The sequence below is a fragment of the Pseudomonas paralactis genome, assembly GCF_001439735.1.
GTDB lineage: Bacteria > Pseudomonadota > Gammaproteobacteria > Pseudomonadales > Pseudomonadaceae > Aquipseudomonas > Aquipseudomonas paralactis.
On sequence record NZ_JYLN01000001.1, the window covers coordinates 772861 to 787520 of the forward strand.

Sequence of the window (14660 nt, forward strand, 5' to 3'; positions counted from 1 at the left end):
GTCCTCGCTAGCTGACTAGCGGGGACGCCTTTTTTTGTTTGCGCATGATTTGTCGAGCCATTGCGGAGAACGACATGAAAAAACTCAAACTGGTGATGATCGGCAACGGCATGGCCGGGGTTCGCACCCTTGAAGAACTGCTCAAGCTGAGCAACGAGCTGTACGACATCACCGTGTTCGGCGCCGAGCCTCACACCAACTACAACCGCATCCTGCTGTCGCCGGTATTGGCCGGTGAGCAAACCTTCGAAGAGATCGTGCTCAACGACCTGGATTGGTACTTGAACAACAACGTCAAGCTGCTGCTCAACCGCAAGGTGGTGCAGATCGACCGGGTCAAGCGCAAAGTCATCGCCGAAGACGGCACTGAGGCCGAGTACGACCGCCTGCTGATCGCCACCGGCTCCACGCCGTTTATCCTGCCGATTCCCGGCAACACCTTGCAGGGCGTGATTGGTTACCGCGACATTGCCGACACCCAGGCGATGATCGACACCGCCAAGACCCACAAGCACGCGGTGGTGATCGGTGGCGGCCTGCTCGGCCTGGAGGCGGCCAACGGCCTGATGCTGCGTGGCATGCACGTGACGGTGGTGCACATCGGTGAGTGGCTGCTGGAGCGCCAACTGGACAAGACCAGCGGCCAATTGCTGCAAACCGAACTGGAGAGCCGCGGCCTGGTGTTCCGCCTGTGCGAGCAGACCCAGGCCCTGCACGATGCCGGCAATGGCCGCGTCGGCTCGGTGCAGTTCAAGAATGGCGACATCATCCCCGCCGACCTGGTGGTGATGGCTGCCGGTATCCGCCCCAACACCGAACTGGCGGAAAAGTCCGGCATCCCCTGCAACCGTGGGATTCTGGTCAATGACACGATGCAAACCTACGACCCGCGCATCTACGCGATCGGCGAATGCGCCAGCCATCGCGGGATCGCCTATGGCCTGGTAGCGCCGTTGTTCGAGCAGGCCAAGGTCTGCGCCAACCACCTGGCTCAACTGGGGTTTGCCACCTATAAAGGCTCGGTGACCTCGACCAAGCTGAAGGTCACCGGCATCGACCTCTTTTCTGCCGGCGATTTTATGGGCGGTGAAGGCACCGAAACCATCACCTTGTCCGACCCGATCGGCGGCGTATACAAAAAGCTGGTGATCAAGGACGACATCCTGGTCGGCGCCTGCCTGTACGGCGATACCGCCGATGGCGGCTGGTACTTCCGCCAGATCCGTGAGAACCACGCCATCGGTGAAATCCGCGATCACCTGATGTTCGGTGAAAATGCACTCGGCGATGTCGGCCACCAGGGCCAGGACAAAGCCATGAGCATGGCCGACAGCGCCGAAGTCTGCGGCTGCAATGGCGTGTGCAAGGGCACGATCGTCAAGGCGATCCAGGAACAAGGGTTGTTCAGTGTCGATGAGGTGAAAAAACACACCAAGGCCGCCAGTTCCTGCGGTTCCTGTGCCGGGCTGGTTGAGCAGATCCTGATCAACACCGTGGGAGGCGCGGCGGACGTCAAACCCAAAAGCGAAAAAGCCATCTGCGGGTGCAGCGACCTCAATCATGGGCAGATCCGCCAGGCTATCCGCGAGCAGCACCTGCTGACTATCGACAGCACCATGCGCTACCTGAACTGGCGTACCCCCAATGGCTGCGCCACCTGCCGCCCCGCGCTCAACTATTACCTGATTTCGACCTGGCCGGGCGAGGCCAAGGACGACCCGCAATCGCGACTGATCAACGAACGGGCCCACGCCAATATTCAGAAAGACGGCACCTACTCTGTAGTCCCACGGATGTGGGGCGGTGTGACCAACCCTTCGGAGCTGCGCCGCATCGCCGATGTGGCCGACAAATACAACGTGCCGATGGTCAAGGTCACCGGCGGCCAGCGCATTGACTTGCTCGGCATCAAGAAGCAGGACTTGCCAGGAGTATGGAAGGACCTGGATATGCCGTCCGGCCATGCCTACGGCAAATCCATTCGCACCGTGAAAACCTGCGTGGGCAGCGAGTTCTGCCGGTTTGGTACGCAGAACTCGACGCAACTGGGTATCGAGCTGGAGCACGACCTGTTCAATATGTGGTCGCCGCACAAGGTCAAGCTGGCGGTGTCCGGCTGCCCACGCAACTGCTCCGAAGCCGGCATCAAGGACGTGGGAATCATCGGCGTCGACTCCGGTTGGGAGATGTATATCGGCGGTAACGGCGGTATCAAGACCGAAGTCGCGGAGTTCTTCGTCAAGCTCAAGACCGCCGAGGAAGTACGCGAATACAACGGCGCGTTTCTGCAGCTCTATCGCGAAGAAGCTTTTTATCTGGAACGCACGGTGCACTACCTGCAACGGGTCGGTATGGAGCACATCAAGAAGGCTGTGCTGGAAGACCCGGCCCGCCGCCAGGCGCTCAATGAGCGTTTGCAGTTCTCCCTGTCGTTCGAACAGGACCCGTGGAAGGAACGTCTGGAACAGCCGCTGCTGAAAAAGGAATTCGACGTGATCCCGGTCAAACAACTGGAGGTGTCGCTATGAACTGGCTGGATATCTGCGCCCTCGATGAAATCAACACCCTGGGCTCGCGCATCATCAGCGGGCCCAAAGGTGACATCGCGATCTTTCGTACCAGTGACGACGAAGTCTTCGCCCTCGATGACCGTTGCCCGCACAAGGGCGGCCCGCTGTCCCAAGGCTTGATCTACGGCAAGCGCGTCGCCTGCCCGCTGCACAACTGGCAGATCGACCTGGCGTCCGGCGAAGCCCAGGCCCCGGATATCGGCTGCGCCCATCATCATCAGGCCCGGGTTGAAAACGGCCGGGTGATGCTGGCCCTGCGGGATGCGGGTTGATGAACCGCCAGACCACCGCGTCCACCTGCTGTTATTGCGGCGTGGGCTGCGGCGTGCTGATCGAGCATGACGGCGAGCAGATCCTGGGGGTGCAAGGCGACCCAAGCCACCCGGCCAACTTCGGCAAATTGTGCAGCAAAGGCGCCAGCCTGCACCTCACCGGCGACGTGAGCGCCCGCGCCCTGTATCCGCAATTGCGCCTGGGCAAGGGTTTGGCCCGTGCCCGCACCGACTGGGATACCGCCCTGGATCACGCCGCCAATGTGTTCGCCGAGACCATCGCCGAGCACGGCCCGGACAGCGTGGCGTTCTATATCTCGGGGCAACTGTTGACCGAGGATTACTACAGCTTCAACAAGCTGGCCCGGGCGCTGGTGGGCACCAACAATATCGACAGCAATTCTCGGCTGTGCATGTCATCGGCGGTGGTCGGCTACAAACGCAGCCTGGGCGCCGACGCGCCGCCGTGCAGTTATGAAGACCTGGAAAACAGCGGCTGCGTGATGATCGTCGGCAGCAATATGGCCTACGCCCACCCGGTATTGTTCCGACGTCTGGAGCAGGCCAAGGCCCAGCGCCCGCAGATGAAAGTACTGGTGATTGATCCCCGGCGTACAGACACCTGCGATCTGGCTGACCTGCATCTGGCAATCTTGCCGGGGACGGATGTGGCGTTGTTTCATGGAATTTTGCATGTGCTGCTGTGGGAAGACTGGATTGATCGTGCCTTCATCCAGGCCCACACCGATGGCCTGGCCGAGCTCAAGCGCCTGGTGCATGACTACACGCCGCAGATGGTCACTCAGTTGTGCGGCATCAGCGTCGAACAATTGCGCCTGTGCGCGCAGTGGGTCGGCACCTCCAGCAGCTTTTTGTCGCTGTGGTGCATGGGCCTCAACCAATCCACTGCCGGCAGTGCAAAAAACAGCGCGCTGATCAACCTGCACCTGGCCACGGGCACCATTGGCAGGCCGGGGTGCGGGCCGTTTTCCCTGACCGGGCAACCGAACGCCATGGGCGGCCGCGAAACCGGCAGCCTGTCCAACTTGCTGCCGGGCCACCGCGAGGCGTCCAACCCGGAACACCGTGCTGAAGTGGCCGCCTATTGGGGGGTGGAACAACTGCCTGCGCCCACCGGGCTTACCGCGATCGAACTGTTTGAACAGGTGCAGGCCGGAAAGATCAAGGCGCTGTGGATCGCCTGCACCAACCCTGCGCAATCCTTGCCCGACCAGAACGCCGTGCGTGCGGCCTTGGCGATGTGCCCGTTCGTGGTGTTGCAGGAGGCTTTTCGCACCACCGAAACCGCCGCTTATGCCGACCTGCTGCTGCCCGCCGCCAGTTGGGGCGAAAAAGACGGCACGGTCACCAACTCCGAGCGGCGCATTTCCCACGTACGCCGCGCCATCAACCCACCGGGAGAGGCGCGAGCGGACTGGGCAATTACAGTAGATTTCGCACAGCGCCTGGAGCGTCGCCTGCGGCCAGGGTTGCCCAGCCTGTTCGCCTTTTCGCAGCCGGCGCAGCTGTTTGACGAGTTCAAGGGGCTCACTCAAGGGCGGGACCTCGACTTGTCCGGTATCAGCCATGGCCTGCTTGACCAACTCGGCCCGCAGCAATGGCCGTTTCCTGCAGGCGCACAGGCGGGCACAGCGCGCTTGTATACCGACGGCATCTTCCCCACCGACAATGGCCGCGCGCGATTTGTGGCCGACCCATACCGTGCGGCCAAGGAACAACGTGACGCACGCTTCCCCCTGACCTTGATCACAGGGCGCCTGCGTGACCAATGGCACGGTATGAGCCGCACCGGCACCGCCGCGCAGTTGTTCGGGCATGTCAGTGAAGCGCTGTTGAGCCTGCACCCGGATGAGCTTCGCCGTCATCGCTTTCAGGAGGGTGACCTGATCAGCCTGAAAAGCCGTCGCGGCAGTGTGATCGTCGCCGTCAGCAGCGATGACAGCGTACGTCCCGGCCAGGCATTTCTGCCGATGCACTGGGGCGACCGCTTTCTCAAGGGCGGCGTCAATGTGATCACCCAGCCGGCGTTTGACCCGCTGTCCAAACAGCCTGAACTCAAGCACAGCGGCGTGCGCCTGGAAGCCGTGCAACTGCCGTGGCAGTTGTTCGCGCTGATCGAGGGCGATGTACAGCAACACTTCCAAGCCCTGCGCCCGCTGTGTGAGGAGTTTGCCTACGTCAGCTTGAGCCTGGCTGGGCGCGAACGCCCTGCGCTGCTGGTACGGGCAGCCCATACCGCAGCGCCGGACCTGCAATTGTTGACTCGGATTGACCAATTGCTGGGCCTGAACGACGGCCCGGTCATGGCCTACGACGATCCGCGCCGCTCAATCGGCAAGCGCGTGAAAATCGAGAAAGGCCGCATCACCGCCCTGCGCCTGGCCGGCGAAACCCTGGCCCGCCACTGGTTGCAAAGCCTGTGGCTGGAAGGTCGGGCCGACGAGCAACTGCGGCGCTGGCTGTTGGCGCCTTTAAGCGCACCACCCGGTGGCGCAACCGCCAGCAACAAGATTGTGTGCAACTGCAAGAACGTCAGCGAAAGCGCGGTGTGTGCGGGCGTTGAACGTGGCCTGGATCTGGATGGACTCAAACAGCAACTGGGCTGCGGCACTCAATGCGGCTCCTGCGTGCCGGAAATCAAACGTCTTTTGGCCAGCAACCCGCAGCCAATCGCCATCAGTGTGTAAGGGGAACAACATGAGCGCAAAAGTGTGGCTGGTAGGCGCTGGGCCCGGTGATCCGGAGTTGCTGACCCTGAAAGCGGTCCGGGCTCTGCAGGCAGCGGACGTCGTGTTGATTGATGACCTGGTCAACCCGGCAGTACTGGAACACTGCGCCAGTGCCCGGGTGATTACCGTCGGCAAGCGCGGCGGCTGCCGCTCTACCCCACAGGATTTTATTCACCGCCTGATGTTGCGTTATGCACGCCAGGGCAAGTGCGTGGTACGCCTTAAAGGCGGTGACCCGTGTATTTTTGGCCGCGGTGGCGAGGAGGCAACCTGGCTGCGCGCGCGTGGAGTCGAGGTGGAATTGGTCAATGGCATCACCTCAGGGCTGGCCGGAGCAACCCAGTGCGATATCCCGTTGACCTTGCGTGGCGTGAGCCGTGGAGTGACCTTGGTCACCGCGCATACCCAGGATGACAGCAGCCTGAACTGGCGTGCGCTGGCGGAGGGTGGGACCACGCTGGTGGTGTATATGGGTGTGGCGAAGCTGGAAGAAATCCGCGAACAGCTGCTCAACGGCGGCATGGCTGCGGATATGCCGGTGGCAATGATCGAAAACGCTTCATTGCCCCAGCAACGGGAATGCCGCAGCTCGCTTGCGGCCATGCATGAAGCGGCAAAAACCTTTGCGCTGAAGAGCCCGGCCATCCTGGTGATTGGCCAGGTTGCCGGCGCCGCACAGATGGCTAGCATCGCCGCTGCGGCAAGCGCCTGAGGCAAATCGCAGGCGAAAAAAAGCCCGGCCTGAGCCGGGCTTTTCTTTACTACTCAGTAATTACTGAGCGGTAGCTTCAACCGACGCTTCTACGCGACGGTTAACAGCGCGACCAGCTTCAGTTGCGTTGTCAGCAACTGGGCGGGATTCGCCGTAACCAACAGCAGTTACACGGCTAGGAGCAACGCCGTCTTTAACCAGGACTTGCTTAACAGCGTCAGCACGACGCTGGGACAGCTTCTGGTTGTAAGCGTCTGGACCTACGGAGTCAGTGTGACCAGCAACTTCTACGTTGGTAGCTGGGTACTGAGCCATGAAGTCGGCCAGGTTTTTCACGTCGCCGTAGCTGTTAGGCTTAACAACCGACTTGTCGAAGTCGAACTTAACGTCCAGCTCAACACGAACAACCTGAGCAACCGGAGCTTCTGGCTCTGGAACTGGCTCTGGAGCTGGTGCTGGGGTAGGAGCTGGAGCTGCTGCGCCAGCGTTACCGCCGAAGTTCACGCCCAGGCCGACCAGTGCGGAGTAGTCCCACTTGCCGTTGTCCAGACCGTAGTCAGCTTCAACACCAGCACGAGCGTACAGGTTGTTGGTGAAGTAGTACTTCACGCCGGTACCGATGGTAGCGAAAGTGGTCTGATCGCGACCGGTGTGGCCGTCAGCGCGCACGTTGCCACGGCTCTGGTGGCCGAAACCGCCTTCAACGTATGGACGCAGGCTATCAACGCCAGCCTGACCGAAGTGGTACTGAGCAACGAGGCTGCCAGTGTCACCTTTGATCTTCTGGTTGCCAGTGCCGTCGTTCGAACGGGTGTGGTTGGTCTTGTCGTACGACAGATTCAACGACAGATCGTCGGTCAGGAAGTAACCAATGCGAGCGCCTGGGTTGAAGCCGTCTTCGATGTGCTTAACGCTATCGTTGTACTGCTTCTTGTAGAACAGCTCGCCTTCAACTGCGCCTTGGCCTTGTGCCAGAACGCCGAAAGAAGTAGCGGCAATAAGAGAACCAATGGCCAAGCCCAAGGTGTTTTTCAGTTTCATCCGTTAAATCCCCATCTGGTGATTGTAAAGCAGTCCCACAAACCGGGGGACAACTCGGCGACAAGTCTAACAGAACTTGCCTACACGTAAGAGATATTTGCTACGCACTAAGTTTCAGTCTCGCCCGCAAATTTCTCACGTAATTTATCAAGAGCACGTTTGTACCGCATTTTTGTAGCACTCAAGCCCATATGCATGATGTCAGCGATTTCCTGGAATTCCAGCTCTGCGACAAAGCGAAGCACCAGAATTTCCCGGTCAATCGGGTTCACATGCACCAGCCAGCGATCAAGTCCGCCCTTCTCCTCGGGTGCCGGCGCCTTTTCTTCAGACGCCTCCTCAAGGGGGTCCAGACTCAAAGCGTCCATCAAGCGACGCTTTCGCCGTTCCTTCCGATACTGCGTGATGCACTCGTTGTACGTGATGCTGTACAGCCACGTCTTGAACTTCGATTTGCCCTCGAAGTTCTTCAGGCCATATAGCACCTTGAGCATCACTTCCTGACAGACATCGTCCGCGTCTCTATCGTTCCCCAAATACCTTGAACAAACGTTGAACAGAGTGCGTTGATACCTGCGCATCAATTCTTCGTACGCGCGTGTTACGTGAAACAGCTCCGTGTGCGAGCGCGCGACCAACTCCTCATCAGAGAGCTCACGGGGGTCATAGCGCGTGGACAGCGTTTGGGCTTTATTCAAAACAAGTCGTGCCGGCAGTCAGGTCAATGTCCGTTGCAACCCGGTCACCCGGGTTTGCGGCGGCGTACATTAGCAGGGTTTGCCGGATTAGCGGCTACTGACCTGCTGCTCCAGGAGAATCCGGTTGGACAGCGAAACCAGTTCCCCGTCATCGGTCAGCACTGTCGTCTTGACTGTGCCGATCTCCTCGATTTGCCCTTCAACCTCGCCCACACGCACTTGTTGCCCAACCTGATATAGCTCACGCACATAGATTCCCGCAAGAATCTGACCGGCAATTTCCCGGCTTCCCAAGCCCATGGCCAGTGCAACGGCCAGACCAACGGTAATCAAAACAATCACAATAACGTGGTTGAGCAGGTCAGTTTTGACCTCCAACTGGCTGATCGCGACGGAAATACTGATGATGATCACCAGCCCCTGTGCGATTCGCCCCAGGCCTGCCGCGTAGTCCAGACCCACGCCTTCAGCGGCCCCGCGCACCAGCCCATTGGCCAATTGTGCGAGCAAAACACCTACCAGCAGTACCAGCGCGCCGCCGAATACCTTCGGCAAATACAGTGCCAGCATGTCGAGCGTAGCTGAAACTCGCTCAAGTCCAAGGGACTGTGCTGCAGAAACCAGAAAAATAAGTAGAACAAACCAGTAGACGATCTTGCCGATCAAGGTAGAAATCGGCACCTGCAGCCCGGCGCGACCGAGCAACTTGGTCAAGCCAGTGCCGGCCATCAGGCGATCCAGCCCAAGTTTGGCAAGCAGCTTGGACAGCAGGGTGTCGAGCAACTTGGCCACGACAAAGCCCAGCAATACCAGGACCAGGGCACCAAACAAGTTGGGAATGAAATTCGCAACCTTGGTCCACAATGCGGTCATCGCGGTGACCAGGCTCTGGGTCCAGAGATCAAGTTCCATATTCAATCAGCCTTATCAGCAGTGCGAGCAAGAGGTTTACGGCGGGAAACCGGTGACACATGGGCCGAACCGTTGTTCAGGGCCATCATCAATGCCGGCAACCAACGCCCGAGCAGACCGAACAGATCACCCGCACCCACCTGACGGTTGGCGGTTTTCAACACGCGACCCAGGCAAGCATCGTCATCACGGTTGGATGGCGAAGCATTGAGCATGTCACGCAAAGACTGTTCGAACGGATCGTGCATAGAGACCTCTCGCAAGTGAATTAAAAGACGAGGGTAAAATTCATCGGGTCACATCGACCCTTTCTTACGTTCAGGTCACATTCAGCTCAAACCCATCGTAATCGTCGAAATAGCCACCATTGTCCCAGGGCTACCGAAATCATTAACAGGCACGCAATCATGAATCCGTAGGGGCTTTCGGAGAACGGAATGCCCCCCACATTTATACCGAGCAAACCGGTGAGAAAACTCATCGGCAAGAAGATCCCGGTGATGATCCCGAAGCGGTACATGGTGCGGTTCATGCGCAGGCTCAAGCGCCGGTCTTCGGCCTCAAGTACAAGCCCCACGCGCTCTCGGGCCAGTTCCAGCTCCTCCAGGTAACGGGTCAGACTGTTGTGCAACTCGTTCCAATAGTCAGCATCGTCATCGCAGAACCATGCCAATTTTATGCGCGTGAGCTGGGCAAAAATATCCCGCTGCGGTGCCAAAAAACGCTTGAGCCCGGCCGCACGCCGACGGATCTGCAAAACGCTGCCGTGCTCCGGGGTATACCGTTCGTCGGCATCGAGTTTTTCTTCCTCGGAATCGACGATTTCAGACAAGCCTGTGACCAGATCCTGCACTTTATTGGTCAGGTACTGGGCCATATAAAGGATGAGTTCAGACGCCGTTTTGGGGCCTTTACCGTCCGCCAGTTGCACCAATAGCTCATCGGTGGCGCGCAACGGACGCAAACGCAGGGAGATCACACGATTGGCGGCGGCGAAAATACGCACCGACACCATGTCCTCCGGTTCTGCCCCAGGGTTGAGATTGATCCCGCGCAAAAACAACAGCAATTCGGCGTCGGGCAATGGCAACAACCGTGGGCGGGTGTTCTCTTCCAGCAGCAGGTCGCAGGCAAATTCGCTCAGGCCGCTGGATTTGCGCAGCCAGGTCTGGGTCTGGGGATGGCTGCGATCCCAATGCAGCCACAGGCTTTCCTGGGGTTGCAACTGCAGATCGTCGAGCTCAGTCCGGGCAATCGAACGCGCACCGCCTTTACCGTCCAGCACCAGGGCATGCACCAGCCCCCATTGCGCGTTCTCTTCCTCGAACATCCAGACTCCTTGGGTTTATTCAGGCATTTTCAGCGGGCTGGGCGACACGATCACACCGTTGTTGTCGGCGTAGATGTACTCACCGGGACGAAACGTCACACCCGCGAATGTCACGACAACGTTCAAATCACCGAGGCCACGTTTGTCGGTTTTCATCGGATGGGAGGCCAGCGCCTGTACACCCAGGTCGGTCTGGGCGAGAACGTCGACGTCCCGGACGCAACCATAGATCACCAGCCCTTCCCAGCCATTTTTCGCGGCTTTATCGGCGATCAGATCGCCCAGCAATGCGCGGCGCAGTGAGCCTCCGCCGTCGACGACCAACACTTTACCGGCGCCCGGCTGGTCGGCCTGTTCCTTCACCAGGGAATTATCTTCGAAGCATTTGATGGTGACGATCTCCCCCCCAAAAGAGTCTCGACCACCGAAGTTACTGAACATCGGCTCCACTACCTGCACCAGTTCCGGGTAGGCGTCACACAGGTCGGGGGTCACGTAATGGTTCATCGAGAAGCTCCTGTCGTCAAAGAAGAGATCGAACATCCACGGTGTACATCAGAAAAACGCGCCATAACAGGCATTCTTTAACTGCCTGCCAGTGCGGGGCGGCCATGATCGGATCCGCATCGGCGCAACGCAATACACGTTGCGCGACTGAATATGACCAGAAGCGCCCAGCGCGTCATATCTTAGCCGCAACCACTCAAGAGTGAAACGCCCTTGGTAGAGCGTTTGCTTAGACCGCTGCGGCTACCTGGGGCCGAGCCCCGAATAATGGTGTCAGTGGATCGTTCAACCATCGCTCCACCAATGGCCATACTTCGGCCTGCGCGGCTTTGCTGACCAGCATCTGCACATGCCCGAAATCCTCGCTGAAACCCTGCTCGCGCCCCAGGCACAGGTACTGGCGATGCTCGCTGCCGACCTGTTCGAAGAGCTTGCGACACGCCCAGTCCGGGTCTTGCCGATCGCCGGCCGCACTGACCGCCAGCAACGGCACATCGATCTGCGCCAAGCCCTTCCACCAGTCACACTCGGCATCGCCGAAGCGGCCGAACAGGCCATTCCAGCGCATCGCTTCGATCATCACGCCCGCCGGCTCATCCTCGGGCCCGCGCTTGAAGCGTGGGCCAGACACGTGGGCAAGGCGCTTGAGGATCAATCGAGTCCCCCACTCCACCGGTGGAATTTTCAACGGCCAATGGGTGCGGCTGACCTGGCAGCCGAACAATGCCACCGAAGCCACCTCAGGCGCCCCCAGGTGTTGCCCGCCCAGGGCCGCAGCCAAGGTCGTGGCACCGAGGGAGTGCCCGATCCAGTGCGGAATTTGCCCGCTTTGCTCACGCACAAATGAGCCAATGGCTGGCAAATCGTAGCGGCCGTAATCGGCGACGCGGTTTCTGGCGTACTCATGGTTGCGTTTGGACAGCCCATGGCCGCGCATTTCCGGGATCCACACATCAAACCCTCGACGCGCCAGGTAAGCGCCCAGACCGACCCCCTTGGGCGAGTACCAGAAACGTCGATTGGAAAAGCTGCCATGCAACAAAATAATCGGCTTGCCCCGGTTTTCAGGGGCATCGGCCAGGCCCAAACGGGTCACCGCCAGTTCGACGGTGCCGTCAGGGCTGTTACCGGGCTTGAGCCGGTAGACGTCTTCACTCAGGTCGCCACGACGTTCAGCGCTGATCAAGGCGACGGGAAACAGGTTGCTGCTGCTTTGCATAATGCTCTTGCACAAAAAAGGGCGGCGTCCGCAAGGAGTTCCCGCCCAGTACAGATAAGAATGCCGGTCACCCTCACGAGTGACCGGCACTTTTGACGCCGCGATGTTAAGCGGACGCTTGGCCTTCCGCCAGGAAGAACCAGGTTTCCAGCACCGAGTCGGGGTTCAGCGAGACGCTTTCGATGCCCTGCTCCATCAGCCATTTGGCCAGGTCAGGGTGGTCGGAAGGGCCCTGGCCGCAGATACCGATGTACTTGCCGGCCTTGTTACACGCCTGGATGGCATTGGCCAGCAGCTTTTTGACCGCCGGGTTACGCTCGTCGAACAGGTGAGCGATGATCCCGGAATCGCGGTCCAGGCCCAGGGTCAGTTGGGTCAGGTCGTTGGAACCGATGGAGAAACCGTCGAAGAACTCCAGGAATTCTTCGGCCAGAATGGCGTTGGACGGCAGTTCGCACATCATGATCACGCGCAGGCCGTTCTCGCCACGGGTCAAGCCGTTTTCGGCCAGCAGGTCAACGACCTGGCTTGCTTCGCCCAGGGTCCGTACGAACGGCACCATGATCTCGACGTTGGTCAGCCCCATCTCGTTGCGCACACGCTTGAGGGCACGGCATTCAAGCTCGAAGCAGTCACGGAAGGCTTCGCTGATGTAACGCGAGGCGCCACGGAAGCCCAGCATCGGGTTTTCTTCTTCCGGCTCATAGAGCTTGCCGCCGATCAGGTTCGCGTATTCATTGGACTTGAAGTCCGACAGGCGCACGATAACCTTTTTCGGGTAGAACGCCGCAGCCAGAGTGCTGATGCCTTCGACCAGTTTCTCGACGTAGAAACCTACCGGGTCGTTGTAGCCGGCGATGCGCTTGTCGACGCTTTCCTTGATGTCCAGCGGCAGGCCGTCATAGTTCAGCAGTGCTTTGGGGTGCACGCCGATCATGCGGTTGATGATGAATTCCAGGCGGGCCAGGCCCACACCGGCGTTCGGCAACTGCGCGAAATCAAAGGCGCGGTCCGGGTTGCCGACGTTCATCATGATCTTGAACGGCAGGTCGGGCATGGCATCGATGGAGTTTTGCTTGATATCGAAGCCCAGCTCACCTTCGAAGATGAAACCGGTATCGCCTTCGGCGCAGGAAACGGTCACGCCCTGGCCATCCTTGAGCAATTGAGTGGCGTTGCCGCAACCCACTACCGCTGGAATCCCCAGTTCACGGGCAATGATCGCCGCGTGGCAGGTACGCCCGCCACGGTTGGTGACGATGGCGCTGGCGCGTTTCATCACCGGCTCCCAGTCCGGGTCGGTCATGTCGGAAACCAGTACGTCGCCTGGCTGGACCTTGTCCATCTCGGACACGTCCTTGATGATCCGTACCTTGCCCGCGCCAATGCGCTGGCCAATGGCACGGCCTTCCACCAGCACGGTGCCGGTTTCCTTGAGCAGGTAGCGTTCCATGACATTGGCTGAAGTGCGGCTCTTCACGGTTTCGGGGCGAGCCTGCACGATGTACAGCTTGCCGTCGTCACCGTCCTTGGCCCACTCGATGTCCATCGGGCACTTGTAGTGCTTTTCGATGATCATCGCTTGTTTGGCCAACTCGCTGACTTCAGCGTCGGTCAGGCAGAAACGCGCGCGCTCGGCCTTGTCGACTTCAACGGTTTTCACCGAGCGACCGGCCTTGGCCTCGTCGCCGTAGATCATCTTGATGGCCTTGCTGCCCAGGTTACGGCGCAGGATGGCCGGGCGGCCCGCTTCGAGGGTGCCCTTGTGTACGTAGAATTCGTCGGGGTTAACCGCGCCTTGTACGACGGTTTCGCCCAGGCCGTAGGCACCGGTAATGAATACCACATCACGGAAGCCCGACTCGGTGTCCAGGGTGAACATCACGCCGGCAGTGCCGGTTTCCGAACGCACCATGCGCTGCACGCCGGCAGACAGGGCCACCAGCTTGTGGTCGAAACCCTGGTGTACGCGGTAGGAAATCGCACGGTCGTTAAAGAGGGAGGCAAATACTTCCTTGGCCGCGCGGATGACGTTTTCCACGCCGCGAATGTTGAGGAAGGTTTCCTGCTGGCCGGCAAAGGAGGCGTCCGGCAAGTCTTCGGCGGTGGCCGAGGAGCGCACGGCAACGGCCATGTCCGGGTTACCGGCGGACAGGGTGGCGAAGGCGGTGCGAATTTCTTCGTTGAGCTTCTCGGGGAACTCGGCTTCCATGATCCACTGGCGGATCTGGGCGCCGGTCTTGGCCAGGGCGTTGACGTCATCGACGTCCAGGGCGTCCAGCGCGGCGTGGATCTGGGCGTTGAGGCCGCTCAGCTCAAGGAAGTCGCGGTAAGCCTGGGCCGTGGTGGCGAAACCACCCGGCACCGAGACACCCGCGCCTGCAAGATTACTGATCATCTCGCCGAGGGATGCGTTCTTGCCCCCCACATGCTCTACATCATGGACGCCGAGCTTATCGAGGGAAACTACGTACTCTACCAAGGTGATCTCTCCACTTTCTGTGTTGGAAAAGCTCAGGACGCGGGTTGCTCAGTAGGAGCTAACGCCAGCGCTTGTGGCCTGGACCTGGAAAATAAGTGAGAATGCGGCCCACTGCGGGACGGCAAAATCGCGCCTATCATATCCAAGATTCGCCATCAGCTTAAGGC

The 14660-nt window shown here is 59.7% G+C and carries 12 protein-coding genes; 4 read left to right on the forward strand and 8 right to left on the reverse strand.

Features of this window, described 5'->3' with window-relative positions; genetic code table 11:
• Positions 1–74 precede the first annotated feature (74 nt).
• The 4 genes from nirB to cobA are packed head-to-tail and all read left to right on the forward strand — an operon-like array spanning position 75 to position 6304.
• Positions 75–2528: a nitrite reductase large subunit NirB gene (gene nirB / locus TX23_RS03570; RefSeq protein ID WP_057701034.1), complete on the forward strand. Its 2454-nt coding sequence runs from the start codon at positions 75–77 to the stop codon at positions 2526–2528.
• Positions 2525–2842, forward strand: a complete 318-nt coding sequence (gene nirD / locus TX23_RS03575) for a nitrite reductase small subunit NirD (protein ID WP_005790365.1) — start codon at positions 2525–2527, stop codon at positions 2840–2842. The genes nirB and nirD overlap by 4 nt, the downstream gene beginning before the upstream one ends.
• Positions 2842–5550, forward strand: a complete 2709-nt coding sequence (locus tag TX23_RS03580; protein WP_057701035.1) for a nitrate reductase — start codon at positions 2842–2844, stop codon at positions 5548–5550. The genes nirD and TX23_RS03580 overlap by 1 nt, the downstream gene beginning before the upstream one ends.
• Before the next feature lie 10 nt (positions 5551–5560).
• The gene (cobA, locus tag TX23_RS03585) at positions 5561–6304 is read left to right on the forward strand and encodes a uroporphyrinogen-III C-methyltransferase (protein ID WP_057701036.1); all 744 of its coding nucleotides are present in this window, start codon (positions 5561–5563) and stop codon (positions 6302–6304) included.
• Between the two features lie 60 nt (positions 6305–6364).
• Here the strand turns inward: cobA and TX23_RS03590 are convergent, their stop codons facing one another.
• From TX23_RS03590 to ppsA, 8 genes are all read right to left on the reverse strand, one after another.
• Entirely contained in the window at positions 6365–7345 is a 981-nt protein-coding gene (locus tag TX23_RS03590) for an OmpA family protein (protein WP_057701037.1), read from the reverse strand.
• Between the two features lie 107 nt (positions 7346–7452).
• Positions 7453–8043, reverse strand: a complete 591-nt coding sequence (sigX, locus tag TX23_RS03595) for an RNA polymerase sigma factor SigX (RefSeq protein ID WP_003193286.1) — start codon at positions 8041–8043, stop codon at positions 7453–7455.
• Positions 8044–8130: 87 nt separating this feature from the next.
• Positions 8131–8955, reverse strand: coding sequence for a mechanosensitive ion channel family protein (locus tag TX23_RS03600; protein ID WP_003193288.1), 825 nt, complete (start codon positions 8953–8955; stop codon positions 8131–8133).
• Positions 8956–8957: 2 nt separating this feature from the next.
• Positions 8958–9203: a hypothetical protein gene (locus tag TX23_RS03605; protein WP_005790375.1), complete on the reverse strand. Its 246-nt coding sequence runs from the start codon at positions 9201–9203 to the stop codon at positions 8958–8960.
• 86 nt (positions 9204–9289) lie between these two features.
• Complete coding sequence (locus TX23_RS03610; RefSeq protein ID WP_057701038.1) at positions 9290–10285, reverse strand: zinc transporter ZntB; 996 nt, start codon at positions 10283–10285, stop codon at positions 9290–9292.
• A gap of 15 nt (positions 10286–10300) precedes the next feature.
• Positions 10301–10792, reverse strand: coding sequence for a ribonuclease E activity regulator RraA (gene rraA / locus TX23_RS03615; RefSeq protein WP_057701039.1), 492 nt, complete (start codon positions 10790–10792; stop codon positions 10301–10303).
• 229 nt (positions 10793–11021) lie between these two features.
• On the reverse strand, positions 11022–12011 hold the full coding sequence (locus TX23_RS03620) for an alpha/beta fold hydrolase (RefSeq protein WP_057701040.1): 990 nt from the start codon (positions 12009–12011) through the stop codon (positions 11022–11024).
• A gap of 106 nt (positions 12012–12117) precedes the next feature.
• Complete coding sequence (gene ppsA / locus TX23_RS03625) at positions 12118–14493, reverse strand: phosphoenolpyruvate synthase (RefSeq protein WP_003193296.1); 2376 nt, start codon at positions 14491–14493, stop codon at positions 12118–12120.
• Between the last annotated feature and the right edge of the window lie 167 nt (positions 14494–14660).

What these genes read in the sequence shown, in the direction of transcription:
- TX23_RS03580 (WP_057701035.1), top strand. Translation starts at nt 2,842, where the DNA reads ATGAACCGCCAGACCACCGCGTCCACCTGCTGTTATTGCGGCGTGGGC.
- cobA (WP_057701036.1), top strand. Translation starts at nt 5,561, where the DNA reads ATGAGCGCAAAAGTGTGGCTGGTAGGCGCTGGGCCCGGTGATCCGGAG.
- nirB (WP_057701034.1), top strand. Translation starts at nt 75, where the DNA reads ATGAAAAAACTCAAACTGGTGATGATCGGCAACGGCATGGCCGGGGTT.
- TX23_RS03605 (WP_005790375.1), bottom strand. Translation starts at nt 9,203, where the DNA reads ATGCACGATCCGTTCGAACAGTCTTTGCGTGACATGCTCAATGCTTCG.
- TX23_RS03620 (WP_057701040.1), bottom strand. Translation starts at nt 12,011, where the DNA reads ATGCAAAGCAGCAGCAACCTGTTTCCCGTCGCCTTGATCAGCGCTGAA.
- nirD (WP_005790365.1), top strand. Translation starts at nt 2,525, where the DNA reads ATGAACTGGCTGGATATCTGCGCCCTCGATGAAATCAACACCCTGGGC.
- TX23_RS03600 (WP_003193288.1), bottom strand. Translation starts at nt 8,955, where the DNA reads ATGGAACTTGATCTCTGGACCCAGAGCCTGGTCACCGCGATGACCGCA.
- rraA (WP_057701039.1), bottom strand. Translation starts at nt 10,792, where the DNA reads ATGAACCATTACGTGACCCCCGACCTGTGTGACGCCTACCCGGAACTG.
- TX23_RS03610 (WP_057701038.1), bottom strand. Translation starts at nt 10,285, where the DNA reads ATGTTCGAGGAAGAGAACGCGCAATGGGGGCTGGTGCATGCCCTGGTG.
- TX23_RS03590 (WP_057701037.1), bottom strand. Translation starts at nt 7,345, where the DNA reads ATGAAACTGAAAAACACCTTGGGCTTGGCCATTGGTTCTCTTATTGCC.